General features: G+C 45.1%; 19 protein-coding genes. 9 read left to right on the forward strand and 10 right to left on the reverse strand.

From position 1 onward, the window contains the following. Positions 1-11: 11 nt before the first annotated feature. The 4 genes from SOHN41_RS20415 to SOHN41_RS13620 all read right to left on the reverse strand — a co-directional run bounded on the left by SOHN41_RS20415 (position 12) and on the right by SOHN41_RS13620 (position 6,935). On the reverse strand, positions 12-1,133 hold the full coding sequence (locus SOHN41_RS20415) for a TolB family protein (protein WP_007649959.1): 1,122 nt from the start codon (positions 1,131-1,133) through the stop codon (positions 12-14). A 44-nt stretch (positions 1,134-1,177) separates the two neighbouring features. After that, the gene (locus SOHN41_RS20420; protein WP_007649961.1) at positions 1,178-2,164 is read right to left on the reverse strand and encodes a winged helix-turn-helix domain-containing protein; all 987 of its coding nucleotides are present in this window, start codon (positions 2,162-2,164) and stop codon (positions 1,178-1,180) included. A gap of 53 nt (positions 2,165-2,217) precedes the next feature. After that, positions 2,218-3,306: a metallophosphoesterase gene (locus SOHN41_RS13615; protein WP_086017355.1), complete on the reverse strand. Its 1,089-nt coding sequence runs from the start codon at positions 3,304-3,306 to the stop codon at positions 2,218-2,220. A gap of 602 nt (positions 3,307-3,908) precedes the next feature. Further along, complete coding sequence (locus SOHN41_RS13620; RefSeq protein WP_007649964.1) at positions 3,909-6,935, reverse strand: TonB-dependent receptor domain-containing protein; 3,027 nt, start codon at positions 6,933-6,935, stop codon at positions 3,909-3,911. 691 nt (positions 6,936-7,626) lie between these two features. Here SOHN41_RS13620 and aqpZ point away from each other — a divergent pair. The 3 genes from aqpZ to SOHN41_RS13635 all read left to right on the forward strand — a co-directional run bounded on the left by aqpZ (position 7,627) and on the right by SOHN41_RS13635 (position 9,341). Beyond that, positions 7,627-8,322, forward strand: a complete 696-nt coding sequence (gene aqpZ, locus SOHN41_RS13625; RefSeq protein ID WP_007649965.1) for an aquaporin Z — start codon at positions 7,627-7,629, stop codon at positions 8,320-8,322. Positions 8,323-8,485: 163 nt separating this feature from the next. Continuing rightward, positions 8,486-8,866, forward strand: a complete 381-nt coding sequence (locus tag SOHN41_RS13630) for a DUF2750 domain-containing protein (protein ID WP_007649967.1) — start codon at positions 8,486-8,488, stop codon at positions 8,864-8,866. 25 nt (positions 8,867-8,891) lie between these two features. Continuing rightward, a complete protein-coding gene (locus tag SOHN41_RS13635; protein WP_007649969.1) occupies positions 8,892-9,341 on the forward strand; it encodes a hypothetical protein in 450 nt (149 codons plus the stop codon). A gap of 74 nt (positions 9,342-9,415) precedes the next feature. Here SOHN41_RS13635 and erpA read toward each other — a convergent pair whose 3' ends face one another. Together erpA and SOHN41_RS13645 are read right to left on the reverse strand one after the other, a co-directional pair. Beyond that, positions 9,416-9,766, reverse strand: coding sequence for an iron-sulfur cluster insertion protein ErpA (gene erpA / locus SOHN41_RS13640; RefSeq protein WP_007649973.1), 351 nt, complete (start codon positions 9,764-9,766; stop codon positions 9,416-9,418). After that, complete coding sequence (locus tag SOHN41_RS13645) at positions 9,759-10,562, reverse strand: DUF6776 family protein (protein ID WP_007649974.1); 804 nt, start codon at positions 10,560-10,562, stop codon at positions 9,759-9,761. Before SOHN41_RS13645 ends, erpA begins: the two co-directional genes overlap by 8 nt. Positions 10,563-10,635: 73 nt before the next feature. Here SOHN41_RS13645 and SOHN41_RS13650 point away from each other — a divergent pair, with 73 nt between their 5' ends. The 4 genes from SOHN41_RS13650 (at position 10,636) to nhaD (ending at position 16,949) form a co-directional block, all read left to right on the forward strand. Next, entirely contained in the window at positions 10,636-12,360 is a 1,725-nt protein-coding gene (locus SOHN41_RS13650) for a chloride channel protein (RefSeq protein WP_007649975.1), read from the forward strand. Positions 12,361-12,550: 190 nt separating this feature from the next. Beyond that, positions 12,551-13,570, forward strand: a complete 1,020-nt coding sequence (locus SOHN41_RS13655) for an aspartate carbamoyltransferase (protein WP_007649976.1) — start codon at positions 12,551-12,553, stop codon at positions 13,568-13,570. A gap of 26 nt (positions 13,571-13,596) precedes the next feature. Next, complete coding sequence (gene hemL / locus SOHN41_RS13660) at positions 13,597-14,892, forward strand: glutamate-1-semialdehyde 2,1-aminomutase (RefSeq protein WP_007649977.1); 1,296 nt, start codon at positions 13,597-13,599, stop codon at positions 14,890-14,892. An 809-nt stretch (positions 14,893-15,701) separates the two neighbouring features. Next, a complete protein-coding gene (nhaD, locus tag SOHN41_RS13670) occupies positions 15,702-16,949 on the forward strand; it encodes a sodium:proton antiporter NhaD (RefSeq protein ID WP_007649994.1) in 1,248 nt (415 codons plus the stop codon). A gap of 78 nt (positions 16,950-17,027) precedes the next feature. Here nhaD and SOHN41_RS13675 read toward each other — a convergent pair whose 3' ends face one another. After that, positions 17,028-18,092, reverse strand: coding sequence for a general secretion pathway protein GspB (locus SOHN41_RS13675; protein WP_007649996.1), 1,065 nt, complete (start codon positions 18,090-18,092; stop codon positions 17,028-17,030). Further along, positions 18,092-19,774, reverse strand: coding sequence for an ExeA family protein (locus tag SOHN41_RS13680; protein WP_007649998.1), 1,683 nt, complete (start codon positions 19,772-19,774; stop codon positions 18,092-18,094). Before SOHN41_RS13680 ends, SOHN41_RS13675 begins: the two co-directional genes overlap by 1 nt. Positions 19,775-19,946: 172 nt before the next feature. Between SOHN41_RS13680 and SOHN41_RS13685 the strand changes: the two genes are divergently transcribed. Both SOHN41_RS13685 and SOHN41_RS13690 read left to right on the forward strand, forming a co-directional pair. Further along, complete coding sequence (locus SOHN41_RS13685) at positions 19,947-21,197, forward strand: multifunctional CCA addition/repair protein (protein WP_007649999.1); 1,251 nt, start codon at positions 19,947-19,949, stop codon at positions 21,195-21,197. A gap of 234 nt (positions 21,198-21,431) precedes the next feature. After that, entirely contained in the window at positions 21,432-21,698 is a 267-nt protein-coding gene (locus SOHN41_RS13690) for an Lpp/OprI family alanine-zipper lipoprotein (protein WP_007650000.1), read from the forward strand. 612 nt (positions 21,699-22,310) lie between these two features. Here SOHN41_RS13690 and SOHN41_RS13695 read toward each other — a convergent pair. After that, positions 22,311-23,171, reverse strand: coding sequence for a putative RNA methyltransferase (locus tag SOHN41_RS13695; RefSeq protein WP_037459175.1), 861 nt, complete (start codon positions 23,169-23,171; stop codon positions 22,311-22,313). Positions 23,172-23,254: 83 nt separating this feature from the next. After that, positions 23,255-24,055 (reverse strand): undecaprenyl-diphosphate phosphatase, encoded by an 801-nt coding sequence (locus tag SOHN41_RS13700; RefSeq protein WP_037459177.1) that lies wholly within the window; start codon positions 24,053-24,055, stop codon positions 23,255-23,257. Positions 24,056-24,064 lie beyond the last annotated feature (9 nt).

A 24,064-nucleotide genomic window follows, 5' to 3' on the forward strand; every position in this document is an offset into this window, starting at 1 on the left:
TAAAGCACAGATCACTTTAGCAATTTGTGCTTAAGTAGCATGATATCCCGCTGCGGGAATCCATCAAGCGTCATCACTAAGCGGTTTGACTCAGGAATATAAGTCATTGAGCCAAATCCGCTTAGGCTTGAGCGCGGCACCCTTAGCAACGAGCTCACTTGCTGTGTACTCGCATCCCAAAAATTGAGCTTCTGCTCATTGAGGTTACTCGATTTAAAGTAAACCCCGTCTCTCGTTAGCACCCAATTATTCCCCGCTCGAAACACGTTGCCCGGAATAACTAATTCAACTTGCTCCGGTTGGTCTAAATTAATCTGCCAGAGTCCATTCACACCATAGCGAGTAAACACTAACTCAGTCGCAGATTTTGCAAACCCAACCCCCATACTCAAGGGGCTAATCACTTTAGGGGCGCGATTGTCGAAATAAAACTCAGTGATACCATCACTTGTTGAAGCCAGTATTGAATTACCCTGCCAACTCCAACTCGGGCGGCCATGATTGTGATAACCCGAAGCCAAGGCGGTAATATTCTTATTGGTTAAATCTAAAATAAAAATTCGGTTACCTTCGTGGCTATCATCGGGTGCAATAAAGGCAATTTTTGAACCATCGGGGGACCAGCGCGGATAGGCGACTCGTGATTTAAGCTGAGTGTGTTGCTCCAGTTTTTGACCGTTAATATCCGAGGTCCAAATCTCGTTAAACCCGGTATTACTGGAAACAAACACTAACCGTGTAGCTTGGGGAGAGTAATCTGGATTGCGGTGACTCACTCCCGAATATAACAGCGGAAACAAACTACCCGGCACTTGATCATCAAGGGAAAAGTAAGCCATCTGAAATTGACGACGATATTGGTGGTAAACCAGTTCCCCTTTATCGGAAACACTGCTTGGATAACTCATTCCCGCCACCTCAAGAGTACGGATTTGTGCGGTTTCAATATCGATAATAAAACCATTACGACTGCCAGAGTCTTCTGTCGCAAACACTAAACGTTGGCTATCGGGAGTCCAACTTAAGCCACGGATATCTTCAAGTCCTTGAGTTAAGCGGTTTTCATAGCCAGTTGCTAGGTCTCGAATAAAAATATCCTCCGAGATATTGCTGTAGCGCCTCGCTATCGCCATCCAGCGTCCGTCTGGACTGTAAGCTAGATCTCTATCTTCATAATTTACAAAAGGCTTTCACAGGATTGCCTCTCGGCGGTGGCGTCTTTTTGTACCAGAGATAAACGATAGATACCGCCGGTTTTACCCACTTCATGGGAGGAGACATAAGATAAATATTGTCCATCGGGCGAAATATCGATAGCGGTCATATCCGAGCTACATGGCGCTAAAGCAACCATCTCATTCGTGGCGAGCGTTAGTTGCGTAATCGCACACTTGTCCGTCGCCTTGTTGCACGAAGCGAAGTACAGCTTGCTGTCATCAAAACTCCAAACGGCACGTAACTCAGAGGATGAGGAAGGTGTTAACTGGCGGGCGGGTAAATCATCACGTTTAAAATCTTTAAGATAGAGGCTAGAAGTCACACCCGGCCGACTGGCACCGTACACCAACCAACGCCTATCACGGGATAGCATGGGATAGCGTTCAGAGCCTGGATCCCTTGTTAATACCGTGACTTGGGTATCCGTCATGCGCAGTTTATCTTGATACAGATGCATGCCGATAAATAACCCACTGATGAGAATTAAAACTCCCATCGCCACCATCATAAATCGCATGCGCTTGGTCGTACGCTGCAACTTGGCAGCTGTGGCCTGCAGCAAATCTTCTTCGGTGTCATCGAGGGGATCGAATACTGGTGGGAGCAGTAATCGATACCCAGTTTTACGCACAGTCTCAATCACGGCACCATCTTGCGCGAGCGGTGATAATTGCTGCCTTAAATGCCAAATAGCATTTGTGAGAGCCTTTGTGCCCACATAGACGTTTCCTTCCCACACCTTCGCGATCAATTCATCACGGGTAACCACATTAGGATAACGCTCGGCAAGATAGCTAAGCACTTCAATAAACTTAGGTTGCAGTGAAAACTTAGTGGGTTCATTTAGGGAGAGTTCATCTCCCTGTGTTTGAAATGAAATGGAGTTATCGGAAGGGTCAACACGGCAGTTTTCTAAGCAAAAAACCAATTGACTCTTATCCTTCATGTTTTGGTTACTACCTAATCGTTAAATTTTAAAAACACCCCAAGACTAGATGACTACAATGGCACTCGTTCCCCATGATATAAACCACGGGTAAACGTACCGACATCTATCAGTAACAATTCACCTGATTGACCATTTTTGATACTGCTATCAATCGCAATAATTTTATTATCATATAAACCAAGCACTTGCTCTTGAGATGTATGACCAACGATGACATGTTCTACATTAAAATAGCGCAGAATACTATCAACATCGGATGCTTGCAGCGCATCCTCAAAGTAACCACGATACCAAGTGGGACCATTGGAAAAGAACAAAAAATTAAGCAAATCGTTATTTTTTAACTCTTCCTTTGTATCATCCAAATGTTGGCGCAGCAATTGATTAACACTGCTAATGTCGAGTTTACGTTCAACCCATTCTGGGCTGATCCCACCATGCATAAATAACAGATTATTGATTTTAACTATTGTATTTTTACTGCGTAACCAATGACCTATCTCGGTATCTTTATTATAAAGTGAGCTGTAGCTGCGATGTAGTAAATTGGACGAAAGCTGATAACGATCATTAACATAGCGCAGGTCACCGCGAAAGACCATCTGCTCGTGGTTACCCATTAACAGATGTAAGCGACCACCCGCAGCTTGCGCTTCCTTATCTAGAGTATATAAAAACCACAGCACTTCATTGACCTGATGCCCACGATCAAACATATCACCGGTCATCACCATGTGCCCATCACCGAAGTTCCAGTGATTATTTTCATCAATAATTTTATGTGCTTTGAGTAAGTTAATCATTACATCAAACTGACCATGCACATCACTTAATGCAACTATTTTGCCGACATGAGTAAAAGTGTCCAGATCTGGCGTCGCGGCTTTAGCATGCAACTTGGGTTGAGGTAAATCACCACAATCACTTGGACGAGTCAAACTATTCTCGACAATGGTTGTTTGCTTAAGCTGACTTTGACAGATCCAATAGGCGGTGTTTTCATCTCCATTACGCAAAAACACATACGGCCCATCGGTAACACTGATAGCAGACAAAGCGGCATTATCAACTGCAAAGGTGGGGGTTGAAAATAGCGCTAAAAACGACGCTAACATCCCCATCGAGATGAGCGTTATCATAGATTTCACACTTAAAAATGCATTTTTAAATTGATGACACGCAGTGCAAAAAAAGTAACTAAAGAGGATAAGCATTTGAAACCCTTATTTTATTAATTCTCGACATCAATGGATTAATTAGCATTTATGATAAATGTGATGTCACATAAGTAGGCAAAAGTTAACCCGTTATTATCCAACGGCATTTATTGGTTAACCCATCTTCAAACTAGATAGAAGAAGCCACAGCTACTAACCCAAAATCATTAAGCCATTTAACCCTTGGAGTAAGGTCACCATGTTCAGTATGTCATTGCTGATTTATAAACGATTCGACCTAGGGCTTAACCAATCATTCAAATAGCGTATAACGTTCAAACAAATGGAGATTTCAGAAAATACATTCCAACTCACCAACGACTGTTTTAATCGTAAATGATTGCCACAACATTTGTTTTTTAACAGATTTTTACTGTGCTCTCATGCTGACATCTATTTGTCACACAATGCCGTTTGCATTCAGTTAAGCATCTGATCAGCGCTATATGAGTGATAAAGAAACCGCATGCAAGAAGGCACATGCGGTTTGGTGACTTTAACTGCTGTACCTTAAACGTTAATACTTAGAACTTGAGCTCCGCCCCTAAGTAGGCATAACGTCCGACACCGCCACCATAAGCACTACTGTAGTTACCGTTGCCCGTTTCGACCAGATCGCCCGTGTCCGCAATCCAAGGACCTTGGTTATCGAATATATTGCGCACCCCACCATACAAACGTAACTCGGCATCACTTACATCCATAGTGTATGACACTGAAAAATCATGGGTGATATAAGAGCCATAAAACAGGAAGGCGGGTGTTTCAGGGTTAGCCACCGCGCTAGCATCACCATCGTTCAGCTTTGCCTGATTTTCGGCTTTCAGTACATTCCACTCCTCTACCCGATCATGGCTATCGACCATGGCACTCTTATACTTCGTGCTCCAACGTACACGCCAATCATCATTGTTCCAGGTGAGTGAAATTGTGCCACGGTCTTCAAAGATGCCACTATCAAGCTCGCCGACATAATCATCTTCAACGAGACCGTCAGCACCATAATAGCTTGAGCTAAATTCCAATACATGGGTCCAGTTGGTTTTTAAGCTGAACTCACCATAACCGTCCAATTCCCACTCATAGGCCATCGCAATATCGACACCGCGAGTGACGATATCATTCAGGTTAAGCTCCTGCTGGATAACTTGAGTGATCTGGCCTTCAGTATCACGACTAATGACTTGGCAGTATTCATTCTCTGGGCCATAGGGATTGCTCGAGTTATAGCACTCGCCCAAAATATCCTCATTACTTAAAGAACCTATCGCATCGGTGACGCTAATATCGTAGTAATCGACCGCTAAGTTGAAACCTTCGAGGAAAGCGGGCGCCATGGTAAAGCCAAGGGTATAGGTATCGGCCGTTTCTTCGGTGAGGTTTTCATTACCTGCATTGGGTGAATATTTAGAACCGCCCTCATCCTCGAATTTACCACTAGTCGCAATCGCGGCGGCAATCCCCGGATCGAGACGACAACTATCATGCCCAGCATCCGTTGAGGTTGCAGTCACACCATCGCAAATATCACGAATACTGTCGTAATCGCCACGGGGTGGAGAAATCAGCTCAGTAATATTCGGCGCACGTTGCGAGCGGGAATAGTTGGCACGCAGCGCATAGTTGGCGATCGGTTCCCACAGCACACCAGTACGATAGCTCGACATTAAGTCGATGTTTTTCTGGCTATAATCCGCAAGACGTAAGGAAACATCTAGATCGAGCCTATGGGCAAAACCCACATCCCTCAACAGCGGCAGATTCGCTTCACCAAAGGCTTCCCAAACGGTCACATCACCTTCGAAGGGGGGAACATCATTAAAAGTAATGGCATCGGCGCGCATGGCTTTATCGGTATCCACCGCTTGGGTATCACGGCGATATTCGAGTCCAAAGGCGGATTGCACGCCACCTGCGGGTAACTCAAATAATTCACCGGAGATAAATCCTAGGGCATTGAATTGGGTGATATCGGTGTTGATATAGGGATTAGCGCGAATATAGTCGGCCCCTTCTTTACTGATAGAGCCCTCACCAAAAAGGTTAACGGGAACGCAGCCCTCGGCTCTGGCTTCTTCACTCGCGCATTGGATCGTTACACCATCATCGGCGGCATATTCGGCATCTAGGGCATATTTCAGGCGGCGAATACTAATTTCATTGCTACGGCGTTGACGCTGTTCAAACTTACCGTAGCCAACAGAAGCATCCCAAGTCCACGTATCGAACAAACTCCCTTGCAATCCAGCCCAAGTACGCAAAGTTGTCCGTTCGTTGTTACTTTCAACGGGACCCACTTCTTGGAAACGGCGATCCCAACTAATGCTTTTACCCGCAGTGGCGGCGATTTCTTCGGGCACATAGGGATTGTTAGGGGAAATTGAGCCAGCAGCAATCCGACCCGGTAAACCCGTTAGCGGATCGATATAAAGTTCTGCATCATTATAATCTTGACCCTCGGCATCGGTGCGGCGAAACGCAGTATTACGGCTGAATTGCACTTGCACATTGGCGCGAACATCGTCGCTCAGGTCGTAGTTCATTTTGATCGCTGCGGCCAGCGTATCCTCTGGTACCTTCAACAACCCAGTTTCATAACCATTATAACCGTCACGTTCTTCTTTAAAGTCGGTTTTAAGCTCAGTGCCGTCGAACCACCAGTCATCGGATTTAAAACGTCCACCGACGACGTCATTACTGCGCTCACGCCAGTCATTCCTCGTAATATCACGCATACACTGATCGCCATCGACCGTATTCATGGCATTACACATTTGCTTTTCATCGTAGGCAAAACTTGACTCATACAGGGCTCTTTCCCTGTCGGTGGCAAATAACCCATGTTGCTTATCGTAAGTGGCGCTGGCGAAGATGTAACCTTTATCAGCATTAAAATCAGTACCATAGCCAATATCTACTGTGGTTTCACGGCCACCACCCTCGGTCGTTTCACCACCACGAGCATTAATCTCAAAACCCGTCTTATTTTGTTGAGTGATAATATTCACCACCCCAGCAATCGCATCCGAGCCATAAACGGCCGATGCGCCACCAGTGATAATTTCGACTTTATCTACCATAGCGGTAGGAATAGTACTTAAACTGACATAGTTGCCACTGTAACTGTTGGACACAACTCGACGTCCATCAATCAGCGTTAAAGTACGATCTGTGCCCAGATTACGTAAATCAATGGTTGAAAGCCCGGTATTTTGAACACTCGACTGACTATTAGTACTGCTCACACCTTCAGCCAGAGCAGGAATTTGGTCGACCAGAATATCTGCCAATGAACCTATGCCGCTATCGGCAATATCTTTAGCATCAAGCCCCTGTAAAGGTGTACTGAGCGAAAAACTATCACGCTTAATACGGGAGCCCGTGACGACCACTTTTTCAATGACATCATCATTGTTGTCTACTGCGACCTTAACTTTATTGGCACTCTCGGTAACACTGCTGACCTCGATAGGATCGGCGGCAAATGCCACCGCTGGGACAATACCAAACATCGATGCTTGTATTGCCAAGGTTAATAGTTTTTTCTTCATCCTTCCCACCTTTACTTTCCTGCATAGCGCGCAGTTTTTGTTGTTATTCGGATCGTTAACTTCATTTCCCGAAGCTCTTCAGTAAGTCGTTTTTATTGTCGAGCCATCTTAGGGGCGCTACCTATGCAATCATTAACACCGGGATATATGATTAACATTTTGGCAACCAATCGTTTGTACTTGGCAGGATGGGGAGCAGCAATCATACCGGGCTCGTTTCTTTACCCGTTTTACATCTATTGAATATCTATTTATTTATTTTCAATTACTTATGTAAGATTTTAAAAAAGTAAGACGACTAAATAATCGTAAAAAGATAAGCATTTGATCTAAAAAATGGGAAAGGAGTGACCTAACGATACGAACCACAACCCAGAGATGGATGCACGGAATACAACAAAGGGTACTTGAACAGATTTTTTATAAATAACCTCTAGTGGAAAATGTGTCTATGATTAATCACAGTAGTGTCATGCAAACTGGCTAAAGTCATTGTTAAGTAAGCAGTAACTAGTCTGTTTACTAACAGCAACGTCCAATATCGGCTAATGCAGACATTACGGTGCGCAAAACTCAAATTAAGGGAACTGTTATTTATCTAGCTCTATTTAATCAGCTTGATAAACAATGATTTATGTAATAACTGTCAGTATCGGTGAAAACATAAATCCACTGAATAGGAAATCAATTAATGAATATGTCACAAAAAATGGCGGCGGAATTTCTCGGAACACTTTGGTTAGTTCTTGGTGGTTGCGGCAGTGCAGTGCTGGCTGCAGCATTTCCTGAGGTCGGTATAGGTTTACTCGGTGTTGCACTCGCATTTGGTTTAACGGTATTAACTATGGCCTTTGCGATTGGCCATGTCTCGGGTTGTCATCTAAATCCTGCAGTATCTTTCGGCCTCTGGGCTGGCGGACGTTTTCCAGCGGCAGAATTATTGCCCTATATCATAGCCCAAGTCGCCGGTGGGATTGCAGGCGCAGGCATCTTGTACCTTATCGCTTCAGGGCAGGAAGGATTTTCTCTCGTCGGCGGATTTGCCTCTAATGGGTTTGGAGAGCATTCGCCAGGTGGTTACAGCATGCTGTCGGTCATGATCTGTGAAATCGTTATGACACTGTTCTTCTTAATCATTATTTTAGGAGCCACCGATGAACGTGCCCCCAAAGGGTTTGCCCCGATTGCCATAGGGTTAGGCTTAACCTTGATCCACCTTATCAGTATTCCAGTGTCTAATACTTCGGTAAATCCTGCTCGTAGTACAGGTCCTGCGCTCTTTGTCGGTGACTGGGCGGTATCGCAGCTCTGGTTATTCTGGGTCGCACCGATTGTCGGCGCCATTTTGGCGGGCTTTATCTATCGCTACTTCCGCGCAGCAGAATAAACACCAAAGATCCAACACAACAGCGCTTTCTCGGCGCTGTTGTTCTTTTTCTAATCCCACTCTAATGTTACCATTTAGCCAACTGGTGAACTTTGCTGTGCCCTAGGTTTTACATTAGGGACGCAACAGGCTTCGCCCTATCCAAGCCAAAGAGATATTTTTCATGAGCAAGACTGTTAAAACCCTCGCTGAGACAGCAGCAATGACGCCGGAAGGCCGTTACGATTACCTCGTTGAACAAGTCAAAGAACATAAAACGCTTTGGACCCTGCAGGATCAAGACGGTTGTGTAATGCTAACGACCGAAGAGGAAGATTGCATTCCTATGTGGCCAACCGAGGATGCTGCGGAATCTTGGGCCGTCGATGAATGGAGTGATTGCCAGACCTTAGCCATTCCATACGATGAATGGCATGAAAGATGGGTCCCTGGTATGGAAGATGACGATCTGTTCGTGGCAGTATTTCCAGTTCAGGATGACTTAGGGGTCGTGATCCCCCCCTATGAGTTAGATCAACGACTCATCACTAAGCAAAGCCACTAAGTACAACCGCAAAGCGAGAATGTCGATGAGTGAGCAAGAATCCTCTCTGCCAACGCCCGCAGTGACATCTGCGACTCCCCCTCGTCTACCTAAACGCCTCATTGTGTTGCTGCTACTCTATGTTGCCGCATCTGTGAGTGGCTTAATTGCCAAACAAGGGGTGTTATTTTGCCTACTCACACTGTTTATGGTGTTAGGCATTTTAGGGCGCCAAAAAGCGGGGCTCATTATGCTGCGCGGCTACACGCTTGTACAATTAGCCTTAGTCAGTATGCTGCCAGTCATCCTATACGATCCTGATAATTTAGTGGTTGGCCCAACCACAGTGCATTTAGGTGAATGGCAGGGGAAATTCCCCGATTATGTCATTTTTATCGTCTTGATTATCTTATCCTTATTACAGGTTTGGGTCGCTTTCGATAAAAAAGTCAAAATTTGGTTTAAGCCTAAACTCAATCTCAATATTATGAATTAAGCCTGTGTGGGGTGGATTTTACTAACAAAAAAGCCGTCATTTTGACGGCTTTTTTCTCATCTAAATGTGGCAACTTATACCGAGAAGCTTGCTCCACAACCACAGGTTGTCGTTGCATTCGGGTTTTTAACAAAGAAGCGTGAACCTTCGAGACCCGAAGTGTAATCCACCTCACCACCCACTAAATACTGCAGGCTCATAGGATCGACGACCAATTGAACGCCTTGTTTTTCTACGGTGAAATCGCCGTCATTGACCTTTTCATCAAAGGTAAAGCCGTACTGAAATCCAGAACAACCACCACCTGTCACATAGACTCGTAGTTTAAGTGCAGGATTTTGCTCTTCTTCCAACAAGCCCTTTACCTTAGCGGCTGCCGCATCGGTAAATTTGATAGGCATTGCAGCATCAGCTTGATCAGTCATTACTACCTCTTACATCAGTTTTCTGGGGCAAATTATCCGTTACCTGACTATTTTGTTCAAGTATTACCCGCGGTTCTTTTTCACCCTGCAATAATTCAGGGACACTATAGACATGTTCTGTTTGCGAATTCTTAGTCCAGCGGCTCGATGGCACAACAACTTTAACTTTCACCTTCAGTAAATTAAAGCCAACTGGCACAGCGACTTTGGTATCTATGACCTGAAAATAGCGAAAATCAAATTCCAGCTTCGACCCCGTGAGTTTGTTCACACTTAGTTCAACGGATTTGCCATCCTGCAGCCCAATTAAGGTCAATTCGGCTCGACCTTGAATGGCTTGTTTACGCTTTTGTAACTGAGTCAAAATCAGTTTGAACTGATATTCATCCGCAAGGGCACCCGGTGTCATTTCAAACCCATGAATGGCAACGCCTTCAGCATTATCATCCGGAGCCATAATGCTACGGTAGAATGCCAATTCACGCTGCAATTCCTGTTGCTTTTTGAGCTGCTCGCCAAACATCTCCTGCATCTGGGTATTAGCTTCCCGTTCAACTGACAGCTCTAAATTGCGAGTTGCCAGTAATTGGGTTTGCACCTCTAATTCGGCGGTTAATCGCTGGGATTTACTGCTAATGTGTTTCACCACGGGCTCATCACTGCTCAATAGGATAAAACTTACCCAAGCACCTAAAAGAAAAGCCACTAACACTAAAAGTGATAAATATACTGAAGATGGACGATATTTGAGATCCATCACTTGCAGCCGATCTAGCCAACGATGATAATTTGGCATTAGGTAACAGCCCCTTATATAAAATACAATCAACTCAAGAAGAGTTCGATACAATACAACTCAGGCCAATGCAGTGCAATTAACGATCAATAAAGTCGCCATTCAACATGCCATAGCCACAGCCAAGAAGTATTTAGCTAATGAGCTACGAGATCATTTATCCCAGGCCAAGATCAGTGCACAGCTGTGCATACTGGCGTTACTTTTTGCCATCTTTGCCTCCTGCGTGATCCTGCTGTTTCGACTCTTGCTCGTATGGGCGAATCATTTTACCCAAATAGAAAAGCTGGATTTTACGGGGAACGTCGCCGACTGGCGAGCACTGTTGCCACTTTTAGGGGCAATATTAATTTGGCTTGTAGCCAAACTCGGCTCTAAACGCTATAAACGCATGGGCATAGCCTATGTGCTACATAGGGTTAAATTGCACTATGGCAAAATTCCCCTGCAATCAGCGCCAGGACAATTTTTTCAAGCACTCTTCGCCCTAGGCACAAACTTTTCCGTTGGACGAGAGGGGCCAGCCATTCACTTAGGTGCAGTGAGTGCCAGTGTGTTGGCGGAGAAATTCAATCTTCCCGACAACAGTGTGCGCATCATGTGTGCCAGTGGCATTGCCGCAGGGATTGCAGCCACCTTTAATGCGCCCTTGGCGGCGGTGATTTTTGTGCTTGAAGTGATAGTACGAGAGTATAAAATCCATTACTTTTTCCCCATTATGCTCTCCGCAATTTGCGGCGCAGTGTCAAGCCAACTGGTGTTTGGTAATGTGCACGAGTTTGACCGTATTCAGGTGTTTCACATTCCCCTCGATCACTATCCCATTCTTGCCATCGGGGGAGTCGTGTTAGGGTGTACGGCAGCATTGTTCAATTACTCACTCCTTAAGGTTACAGCGTCGAGTCAAAACTGGCCGTTAATTTACCGTCTGTTTCTCGCGGGAAGTATTACCACTTTGATCGGTTTAGTCTTACCTCAGGCACTGGGGACGGGTGATTTAGCCATCAGCGAAGCCATCAGTGAACACCCGAGTTTATTACTCTTAATCGCCCTGCTGGCCGCGAAGATCATCGCAACTGTCGCGGCGATAGGCCTTGGCATTCCAGGAGGGTTAATTGGGCCACTCTACGGCATAGGAGCCCTAATTGGAGCCATTTTAGCCCTAGTGAGCGCGGTCATGTTCCCATCGATTGCCCCCTATGTTGGGCTTTATACTGTGATTGGCATGACGGCCATGATGGGGGTATGTCTTAGTGCACCACTGGCGGCGTTAGTCGCCCTGCTGGAAATGACCAATGATGCCAGTATTATTTTGCCTGCTATGTTTGTGACTATTCCGGCATTTTTGATTGCCTATCAAGGCTTTAAAACTGACTCTATCTTCTTTAAACAATTAGAAATTATGGGGCTGGGTTATAAAGTTGCACCAGTAAATTTAGCGCTGCAGAAAAAAGGCGTGCGAGCCTTGATGGATAAGCGCTTCGTTATCGTCAATAACAACGATGAATTATTGCTCGAAGTGCTCAAACGGGCCGAAGGTCGACCCGTGTTAGTACGTAATGCCGATGGTGTTATCGAAATGCTTAGCCTTGAGATGCAGTCCTATGACGATAATATCACCCTTTCGCGTCACCCCATGCAGGGACTGAGCGATACCAAAACCCTCGATGAAGTCTATTTATTACTGTCGCCCAAGCGCAGTGGTGAAGTCTTTATCTACCAAGACTCGCCCGATAACGTGGTCGGGGTGATCAGTTGGTCGAACCTACAGCAGGAAATCCGAGCTGGCCAAGCATAATCAAAAAACTGCTGAACTCGGGTCACAAAAGCGATGGCTTTATCGTAAATATCTAACGCTGTGGCTCTACCGCTATTTCGTTGCCTTAGTGCTTCTGCTACAATCGCGCCTCAGCCACCCTACATAACATCAGGGCAGATAAGCGCGTAAAGTTGCTTAAAATGCCCCCTAGCAATTGGAAAACAGGCTGATGAATCAGTTCGAAGGATCCCATATCCTCTCCGTAAACCAGTTAGATCTTGACTCAATCCAAACTATTTTTAATGTCGCTAGCCGCATGATGCCCTATGCACTTCGAGAGAAGCGCACCAAAGTGCTCGAAGGCGCCATTTTAGGTAACCTGTTTTTCGAACCCAGTACCCGTACCCGCGTGAGTTTTGGCTGTGCCTTTAACTTACTTGGCGGCCATGTGCGTGAAACCACAGGTATGGCTTCATCGTCTTTATCTAAGGGTGAGTCCCTGTACGATACGGCGCGCGTGTTATCCACTTATTCCGATGTGATTGCCATGCGCCATCCTGACTCTTATTCAGTGAAAGAGTTTGCCGAAGGCAGCCGCGTCCCCGTGATCAACGGTGGCGATGGTTCGAACGAACATCCGACCCAAGCTCTACTCGATTTATACACTATCCAAAAAGAACTCAAATGTGCCGGCCGCGGTATCGATGGCATGCACATCGCTATGGTTGGCGACTTAAAATTTGGCCGTACTGTACATTCACTATCACGCTTACTCTGCATGTATAAGAACATCAGTTTCACACTGATTTCACCTGCTGAATTAGCGATGCCTGATTATGTGATCTCTGACATTGAAAATGCTGGCCATAGCATCAAAATAACCGACCAGCTTGAAGGCCATTTAGATAAAGCAGATATTCTATATCTCACTCGCATTCAGGAAGAGCGCTTCCCTTCACAGGAAGAAGCGAATAAGTATCGCGGCAAGTTCCGCTTAAATCGCAGTATTTACACTCAGCATTGCAAATCTAACACTGTCATTATGCATCCGCTTCCAAGGGATTCACGCGCGCAAGCCAATGAGTTAGATAATGATTTGAACAGTCACCCTAACCTCGCTATCTTCAGACAGGCGGACAATGGGCTGTTAATTCGCATGGCTTTGTTTGCATTGACACTCGGCGTTGATCATCAACTCGAGAAATATGAGTGTCCGGTTAATTGGTATTCACGTAAAGCCGATCGCTAATTGGCTACAGACTTTAAGGACTAAACATGACCCGTTCCGAAGCGCTATTTGAACAGGCTAAAAAAACCATCCCCGGCGGTGTTAACTCCCCGGTTCGTGCATTTAATGGTGTAGGCGGTTCGCCCCTGTTTATTGAAAAAGCAAACGGCGCTTATATTTACGATGCCGATGGCAAAGCTTATATCGACTATGTCGGTTCTTGGGGCCCGATGATCCTCGGCCACAACCACCCTAAAATCCGTGCAGCGGTATTAGCGGCGGTGGAGAATGGTTTGTCTTTTGGTGCGCCAACTGAACTTGAAGTGCAAATGGCCGAGAAAGTCATCTCTATGGTGCCTTCTATCGAGCAAGTTCGTATGGTGAGCTCAGGCACCGAAGCGACTATGAGCGCCATTCGTTTAGCACGTGGTTTTACGAGTCGTGACAAGATTTTAAAGTTTGAAGGCTGCTACCACGGCCATGCCGATTGTCTATTAGTCAAAGCAGGCTCTGGCGCATTGACCTTAGGTCAACCAAGTTCACCGGGTATTCCGGAGGATTTTGCCAAGCACACCTTAACGGCTGTGTATAACGATTTAGATTCTGTGCGTACCCTGTTCGAGCAGTATCCTACTGAAATTTCTTGCATCATCATCGAGCCCGTTGCTGGCAACATGAACTGCATCCCGCCTATCCCGGGTTTCCTTCAAGGTCTGCGTGATATTTGTGATGAGTTCGGCGCCTTAATGATCATCGACGAAGTGATGACAGGTTTTCGCGTATCCCAAAGTGGCGCTCAAGGTTATTACGGCGTCACTCCCGATTTAACCACTCTCGGTAAAGTGATCGGTGGTGGTATGCCAGTGGGTGCATTCGGTGGCCGTAAAGATGTGATGCAGTTTATCGCACCTACCGGCCCTGTGTACCAAGCGGGTACACTGTCAGGTAACCCAATTGCGATGTCAGCTGGTCTGGCACAAATGGAAGCCCTGTGTGAAGAAGGTTTGTACGAAGAGCTGAGCGCGAAAACTAAACGTATCGCCGAAGGCTTTAAAGCCGCGGCCGATAAACACGGCATTCCAATGGCGATCAACTATGTTGGTGGTATGTTCGGTTTCTTCTTCACAGAACAACCGGAAATCACCCGTTTCGACCAAGTGACCCAATGCAATATCGAGCAGTTCCGTACTTTCTACCACGGCATGCTAGATGAAGGTGTTTACTTAGCACCGAGTGCCTATGAAGCGGGTTTCCTGTCTATGGCCCATGGCGAGGAAGAACTACGCTTGACCTTAGAAGCGGCTGACCGTGTATTAGCGAGCATGAAAGCACAAACTAAGTAATTTCAATACGTAATAAAAAAGGACGCATTAGCGTCCTTTTTATTACCCTGAATGGATGCAATTTATTAATAATAATCGGATTTTTTTGAGCCGAGTGCAGACTTAATTATAATAACCGCAACAACCACTTGTAGGGTTAACGTGATATGGTCGATCATTAGACTAGGGTTATGAAATATCCCCAATGCTATCAATTGTTTACCGCTATAAACCAACCACACTAAGGAGCCCAGCAATAATAGACTCCGGAGTACAAATGCCATTTTAAATGCCCCCTAACACACAACATCTAGTATCTTTACAGCAAAAGATCCACAAAATAATGCTCACTTTATCCACAGTCAAGATCTTGGCTTAGGTATTAGACACTTCTGTGATACCAAGAGGTATTTGATCATCAATATAAATCGTTTAACCACATACAGTGCTGAATAATAAACAAAGGGAGATACACAGACAGCTAAAAATAACCCATATAAAGAAAAATTAATTGCAGGATCGGTAAAGCAACTGCTTAGACTTTAATCGTAGATCTTACTTTACAGACCATAATCCCCCAAAGTAATACAGTGAAATAATCCATAGAATTATCAATAGGTAGAATTTTCATCTACAAAAACAACAAAACATATGAGATCAGCATCACAAAGCCAAATAAAACTGAGTTACAGCTAACAGTTGCGTTCTTTCCCCCATTATGTTCTGATCCGCACGCGTTAACACGGCAAGCTTAATTTTGCCTTGAAAATGCCATCCATAGCTCGCCCTAGGCCAGCGACGACATTAAAACAGCAGTTGGAATTGCAGTTATGTTATATACCTTTCTCATCATACTGGCCGTGCTCGCATTGCTCAGTATTATTTTCGAAGAAGTGACCCACCTTAATAAAGCAAAAACAACCTTATTCTTTGGCTGTATATCCTGGGTAGCGCTATTTATGGCTGCAGGAGATCCCTCCCACGAGAAACTCATTGCTCATCAACTCAATGAAAACTTGCTCGAAATTGCCACACTTTGGCTATTTTTGATGTCTACCATGACCTTCGTTGCTTACCTCAACGCTAAGGGCATGATCCAAATCATGGTGCAAAAGCTGTTCCCGCAGAAAGTGTCGGTGCGCATGCTGATGATCCAAGTGGCACTGTTCGCGCTCGTGCTGTCGGCATTTTGTGATAACGTCACCGCGACATTAGTGTCTCTAGGCTTGTTAACCACCTTTAAACTTGACAAACAAATGCGCCGCAGAATGGCGGTGTTGATTATCTTCGCGGTAAACTCAGGCGGTGTGGCGCTGATCACCGGTGATGTAACGACACTGATGATCTTCTTAGGTGGCCATGTGCATATGTCAGAGCTACTGGTACTATTTATTCCATCGGCCTTGAGCGTCATTTTGCTGGCAACCCTGTTCTCACTCAAGGCCGAAGGCGTTGTGAGTACGACGCCAATCAAACATACTTATCAAACCGTTGATGTCTTGATTGCCCTCGTCTTCTTCTGCACCATTTTAATGACCATGTTGCTCAACATCTTGTTTGGGATCCCGCCGGTACTGACCTTCTTGACGGGTCTGTCCATCATGTTCCTGATTGGGCATACCACGCGCAGCGATAAAGAAGAAATCAAGATCCTCGAATATATTCGCCAAGTAGAATATGACACTTTGTTGTTCTTCTTAGGGATTTTACTACTCGTCGGCATGCTTAAAGAAATCGGCACATTAGATATGCTGACCGAAGCTTATGCCATGTTCAACCCAAACATCTCTAACTTCGTCACGGGTATGGGATCTGCATTGATCGATAACGTGCCATTGACTGCAGCGCTGCTTAAAGCAGAGCCAGTACTTAACACCCCAGAATGGTTAGGCTTAACCTACAGTGTAGGCGTGGGTGGTTCGTTACTGATTATTGGTTCCGCTGCTGGCATTGTCGCCATGAGCAAAGTGAAGGAATTGACTTTCGTAAGTTACCTCAAATATGTCCCAGCCCTGTTCCTATGCTATAGCGTCGGCTATGGTCTAACACTGTTTCTTGCTTATAATTTATTCGCCTAATTCGGATATGGTTATAAATAAAGGGCGCCTCTTGGCGCCTTTTATTTTAGTTGTATCAAGCATTTAAACTATGGTCACTTAAATAGCGGGGACTTTAAATTGTGTCCCTTGAATATCCAAGACAACATCCCTTGGGCGAATAGAGATGATCTTCAACTTGCCACCTATCATATCCCCCTCCTGTAACTCTGCGCCGTCGACATTCAACCAACGCTGGCTCGCATCCGTGGAATACACATGGGCCACTATATTAAATTCCGGTACTTGCAACTGCAGTCCGGCAGGTAATTGGCCGTATTTAGGAATATCATCCCCAGCGGGCTTGGGGATGGGATCTAACTGAGGCTCTGTGACGGGGGTTTTAGCCGCCTTAACGTATTCCACATCCTTTAATGCATCTTGAAATGTGGCAACCAATTGATCGTCTTTACGACTCTGGTTGGTTTCTAAGCCCACATCTGCGGCAGCGGCACTAACCTGTTGACGCAACGCTTCCAACTGTTCTAAACCTTGGTGATTAGCACCTAGCATAATCGGTTGTTGGCTCGCAGGCATTTGCTCTAATGTTGCAGGGTCTATATCATTTGCACCGATTACCGAGGACTGATTTGAGCCCTGCGTTGTCGCATCCACAGCAGCAGACGTGGTCAGGTAATCTTCATAACTTGGATCGATATTTTGTGGAATACTGCTAACACCGCCATAGCTATTGGCATTCGATGGCGCTTGTACCACTGATGCGCCGCCATTTAACTCCTGCGCCCTAGGCAGAGCAACTTTTCCCGCAAGGCGAATCCCCGTATTGCCATCGTCTGCGGCAGATATCTGTGCAGTCGTTGCCCGTTCAGAGTTTGTCATAGCCCCCTGAGCGACCTTTTGAACTGCTGTTTGCGCAATGGCCGCCGTTTCGACGTTCATCGCTGAGACGCCTACTGAGGGCTTATCAGTCTGTCGAAACATCGTCACACTCCATGCAACGCCCACGCCCACAGCAATGGCGAATGCCAATACCGAAAGTTTAGCAACGGGAACGCCAGTCTGGCGGGACTGAGGATAATTGGCCCTTGGCGTTAACACCGCATCGGGTAAGGGCGACGACTGCTGCTGTTTATTGCGTGTGACCGCATCGAGTAAAATGGACATTAACTCTGCGCTCCATTATCGGTTAAACGCGGCCCTTGTTCACTTAAATACAAATTCAGTCTCACTAATGTTTGATTACCTGCAATCCCATCGGCTTTTAATCCATGCTGGCTTTGGAACGCCTTAAGATCATTTTCTAATTTAAGATCGAATTGGGAGACTCTTCTTGCATTGCGATGGGTCACATGGGCAAGTGCATTTTCCAACCATTGTAATTGTCCTGGGCTCGACTTCTCACTGATTTCCATCATAGGTAAACTTGGCGCCTGCCACAGGATTTCAAACGTCCCGCTAAAGTGTTGATTAAACCAAGATCTGTCTACCCACAGTTGTTGCTCTCCCAGTTGCATCAATAATTGCTCGTCATCTACCGCAATCACAGCGCCATAAAAATCCTGTTGATTATCATCAACTAAGTAGACAACTGCCGGGTAGTTTAATCGCGTGAGCGACATCCAGTTTCCCTGTTGCTGATAACAGGCAAGCCCGTGCTCAACAGCAGATTGGCAGGCCGTCAATCCCTTATAGGGTACTTTTCCCCAAACACTGAAGAGCCCAGCAAAGGCGGTATTGATATCACGACTCTGATTAATCACATCATTTAGCAAGCGTTGATTGGGATCAGGCATCGACGCCTGAGTCGCCTGGCTGCTTGGCTGATCAGCAGGAGGAACTAACTTACTCGTTTCTTCGGCCGCGCTCAAAGCTTGAGTGTTTGATGCCGTCACATTGGTTGGTGCAGACTCAACGACCATATTGGACGCTGACGCCGCGCTGACAGGTTTATCGGTAAATAGCCAATAGGAAACGCCAAAAGCAACCAATAACGCCGCAGCGGTCGCTGTCGGCCAAAGATACCTATTCTGAGTCGGCTCCTCTTCACCTAATACTTCTGCCGCAGCTTGTCTCACCATGTGATGATCTATGGGCACGCGCGATTGCGCATAGCCCGCCATCAGCGAGCGTTCACATAAAAGATTAATTAATCGAGGGATGCCATCACTATATTTCTGCAAAACCTTAACGGCCTTTCGGGTGAACAAAGGCTCAAACCGTCCCGCTACTTGTAAGCGGTGCAACACATAGAGGGCAATTTCGTCTTCATTGAGTGGTAATAGGTGATAACGCGCAGTGATCCGCTGGGCAAGCTGTCTGAGTTCTTGCCGTTTAAGGAGTAACTGCAGTTCTGGTTGCCCAATCAATATCACCTGAAGCAGCTTTTTAGTGTCCGTTTCGAGGTTAGTGAGCAATCTGAGTTGCTCTAACACTTCTGCGCGCAGATGCTGAGCCTCATCGATGATGAGTACTGTGTTACGGCCTTTTTCATGATTTGCCAATAAAAATCGGCTCAGATGATCGGTTAACTGCTTGAGGCTAGGATTTTCCCCATAACGGATCTTAAGCTCATCACAGAGAGTGGCAAGTAATTCCAACTCGGTGAGCGAGGGATTGAGGATAAATGCAGTATCAGTATTATCGGGTAATTGCCCAAGTAAACAGCGTGAGACTGTCGTTTTACCTGTACCGACTTCCCCAGTTAGCAACACAAAGCCACCCGTTTCACCTAACCCGTAGGTCAGATGAGCCAAGGCTTCCCTGTGTCTGTCACTTAAAAATAAATAATGGGGATTGGGTGCAATTGAAAAAGGGTTATCACTGAGTCCATAAAAGGCCTTGTACATACCACCAATCATCCTTAGCTAAAAATAACGCTCACGTTAAAGCGTCACACTGTTATTGTCAAAGCATCCGCAACATCGATGTGACATTAAATAAATATCTGCGCCTAGGTTGCACAGGGAATCTTATCATCATGTTAAGCTATCCCTATGACAGATTAGCCGAATCATTCCAATGGAAATATACTTAGTCGGTGGTGCTGTACGTGACAGCCTGCTCAATCTCCCCATTAAAGATAAAGACTATATGGTCGTTGGCGCGACCCCCGAGCAAATGCTGCAACTGGGTTATCGTCAAGTAGGTAAAGACTTTCCAGTATTCCTCCATCCGACAACACAGCAGGAATATGCTCTCGCAAGAACAGAGCGTAAAGTAGGGTTAGGTTATGGTGGGTTCAGCTGCTATGCCAGCCCCGATGTAACCTTAGAACAAGACTTGCTACGCCGCGATTTGACCATCAATGCCATAGCTCAAGATGAAGCAGGCAATTTGTACGATCCCTTCGATGGCATTAAAGATATTGAAGCGCGCCAATTACGCCATGTTTCTGATGCTTTTATCGAAGATCCCCTGCGAGTACTACGTGTTGCCCGATTTGCCGCAAGATTCCATGCACTGGGTTTTAGTATCGCCAGCGAAACCTTTGCGCTGATGCGCCATATCAGTGCGAGCGATGAACTCAGTGCATTAACAGCGGAGCGGGTTTGGCAGGAAGTCGATAAGAGTTTGGGAGGTCCTAACCCTGAGATCTTTTTTGAGGTACTGCATCAATGTGGTGCTCTCGAAATACTCTTCCCCGAAATATTTGCCTTATTCGGTATTCCTCAGCCAGAGAAATGGCACCCCGAGATAGATACGGGCGTGCATACATTAATGGTGCTAGCCCAAGCAGCCCAACTCACGCAGGATAAAAGCGTTCGTTTTGCCGCACTCGTCCATGATTTAGGCAAAGCATTGAGCCCTAAGGAACATTTACCTAAACATCATGGTCATGGCCAAAAAGGATTACCCCTGATTAAAGCCCTTTGCACACGCTTACGCGTGCCGAATGAGATGCGCGATCTAGCGTTACTGGTCAGTGACCAACATCAGAACATCCATCAGGCATTCGAACTCAGAGCCGAAACGATCGTCAAAATGTTCGATAAAGCCGACTTTTGGCGCAAACCTGAGCGGCTCAATCAAGTAATTTTAAGCTGCATTGCCGACATGCGTGGACGAACAGGATTTGAAACGCATGGATATCCCCAAGGAGAGTATCTTGCTGAGTGTTTTTTAGCCGCCAACAACGTCAATATCAGTGCGATTATTGCCGAAGGTTTCCAAGGAGCAGAGATAAAACAAGCGCTCAATTTGAAGCGAATCGAAGCCGTCGACAAACTAAAACTCAAAAAGCAAAATGATGCAGAACATTGCACTCGATAAGATTGTAATGGAATTGTAAAATTACCATCACTTTATGGTAAATACAGTGCCATTTTTTGATGAAAATCGTCGATATAACCGCTAAAAAATGCTTTTAAAAAAAATTTATATGTCTATAGTGGTTAAACGCATTAATATTCGTAGCAAATTAAAATAGCTATGTCATAATTAGGCAGTTTCGATTACAAAGTGGCGAAACATTCAAATCCAACCTATTTTAAGGGATTTTTTACAATGAACAAAAAAGTACTGATGATTGCTGGTTTAGCAATGACTGCCCTACTAGGTGGTTGTGCAAACACTACTGCTCTGGAAGAAAGCGTTGCTACTCTGGGCAACAAAGTTGATCAATTGTCAGCTGATGTCGGCTCTCTGAAATCTGAGCAAAGCAAACTGTCTGCAGACGTTAAAGATGCTAAAGCAGCAGCTATGGACGCACAAGCAGAAGCTAAGCGTGCTAACGACCGTCTAGACAACGTTGCTTCTCGTTACAAGAAGTAATGATAAGTAATTAGCCTACAATTCAGTAGGTTAAGCTAAAAGGCTTGTGAGAGATGACAACAAACAGTGCATCTATCCAAGCCTTTTTTTATTGCCTTCAATTTAAGAAACTCCCTTCTATTAATTAATTAACTTCAGCTAGAAAATACCAAAGCCCATCCAATTAACACGAGGATGACCCTAACGATTAACCTGTTGGCCTTAAAATTAACCTTTGTATACTACTGTATAAAATCTTTGCTTCAGTAAACCATTAGCCCGTTTTAATAACCTTCGGCTTTTTAAGTTTTCCGCCAAACTTATCCTTTTAAGATCCCTTAAGCAGTGTTCGCCGTTTTCTTAAAAAGTTATTTTTATAGACGAAGAATGAAGGCATTTTAAAGAAAGCTCAATCACAAAAATTGAGCCACCAAGGGAAACAAAGGCAAGACGAACGTTATATTTATCGCAAAACAAATAAGCCTAAAGTTAACAATAACGCCGCCCTTGATTGTCTTTACATAAAAACAACATAAAAACGTCAATATCTATCATAGACTTGCATAATAAAAGGCTATTTTGCATCTCAAAACAAAATATCTAAGCCCATGAATAGACTAAAAAACAATCTATTCAATCATTGTTTTTAAGGAACTTAGGCTCATAGGAACATTTTTGCGCCAACACTAATACAAAATCCACTTCGAGCGATTCAAAGTGCTTTGCTTGGATATCGTGTTTCATTTTATCCGTTGCCCGCCACGCATAGGGCGTCATATTTAATAAGGTTAATGCCTGTTCACCTGATACGGTCAGATTGAAACTCAGGGTTTGTGTTTCTTTGATCGACAAACCTGAAGGTAAATTAATTTGCACCGATTTTTCCGTCAAATCGGGATAAATATATTCCTTTAATTGCCATAAATGCCGAGGGCCTGGTAAGACTAACAACATCACCCCTTGCTCTTTAAGGACCCGAACAGATTCTTTCCCCTTGAGAGGCTTATCAATCACAGTCACTAAATCTATGCTGTTATCGGCAAAAGGTAAGACTTTTGAGGTGCTTAAACATAAAATACCAGGCGTTTGTACTTTAGCTGCTGCAAAAATGGCATTTTCTGCGTCCGCAACGCCGCTGTAATGGACATTCACTCCATTGGCAAGCTCTGCAAGCTTAGAAGACAAAGCACGCAGGTAGAAGCCCTCTGCACACTCATAATCTAACAGGCTGAGCTCTTCCTTCTGTAAGCTCAAGATCATCATCGCCATCCTATCGATCAGAGGTGAAAAAATACCCGATTCTAATAGAAAACGCTTTGCTCTCACTTGCTGACGGGAATCCCCAGTCGGTTTTTGCCTTTGGGGCTGAGTAAAAACCCAATAGCCTTGCTCACTTCTATCGAAGTGGTGTTTATTAGCACAGTAAAACCCCTGTGAAGCTTGATGCTGCTGCAATAACAACCCACACGTCGGGCATTGAAATTCGAATCTCATGATCGGCTCCAAAAATTAACTCCGCTCCAGAACGAAAAAATCGGGTGCTAGACCCGATTCTTAGAAAAACGCCACTATGACTATTATAGGAAGATAAACCCACACAGGACTGCGCCCAGCGCAAGGCGATATATCACAAAGGGAGTCATTCCCATACGGCTGATTATTTTTAAGAAATAGTGGATACAAAGATAAGCCGCGACAAACGAGATCACAGTGCCTAATGTGAGTGCTTGATAATCAATCGGAAGAGGGCTTTCAGCTAAGTCTTTCCCGACTAAAATAGCCGCACCTAAACTGACAGGCACCGACATAAGAAATGAGAAACGAGCGGCGGCATCTCGGCTTAAACCTAGCATAAGTGCGGCAGTCATAGTGGCACCCGATCTTGATGTTCCAGGAATTAATGCCAGTGCCTGTGCAAAACCAATCAACAATGCCTTACGCCAGCCTGTTTGATATACAGTTAAATCATGGCGTGACATCTTATCTGCCCACCACAAAAACAAACCAAAAACGACGGTAGTAATAGCAATAACACCGGCACTGCGTAAATGGGTTTCGATAAAATCCTTTGCCATAAACCCAAAAAATACTGCGGGTAATGTTGCTAAGATGATCCACCAAGCGAGTTTACTATCATCTGAATGCTTGCCCTTAAAAATACTGGCAATCCAAGCATTAAACATGGCCCACAGCTCGTGTCTGAAATAAATCACGACCGCAAATAATGAACCCGTGTTAACCGCAACATCGAAGGATAATCCTTGGTCTTCCCAACCTAAAAGCTGGGCAGGGAGAATAAGATGAGCCGAACTGGAAATAGGAAGAAACTCTGTTAACCCTTGAATCAACGCTAAAATAATTACCTGAAACGTATCCATGACAACCCT

It is taken from the genome of Shewanella sp. HN-41 (assembly GCF_000217915.1).
GTDB lineage: Bacteria > Pseudomonadota > Gammaproteobacteria > Enterobacterales > Shewanellaceae > Shewanella.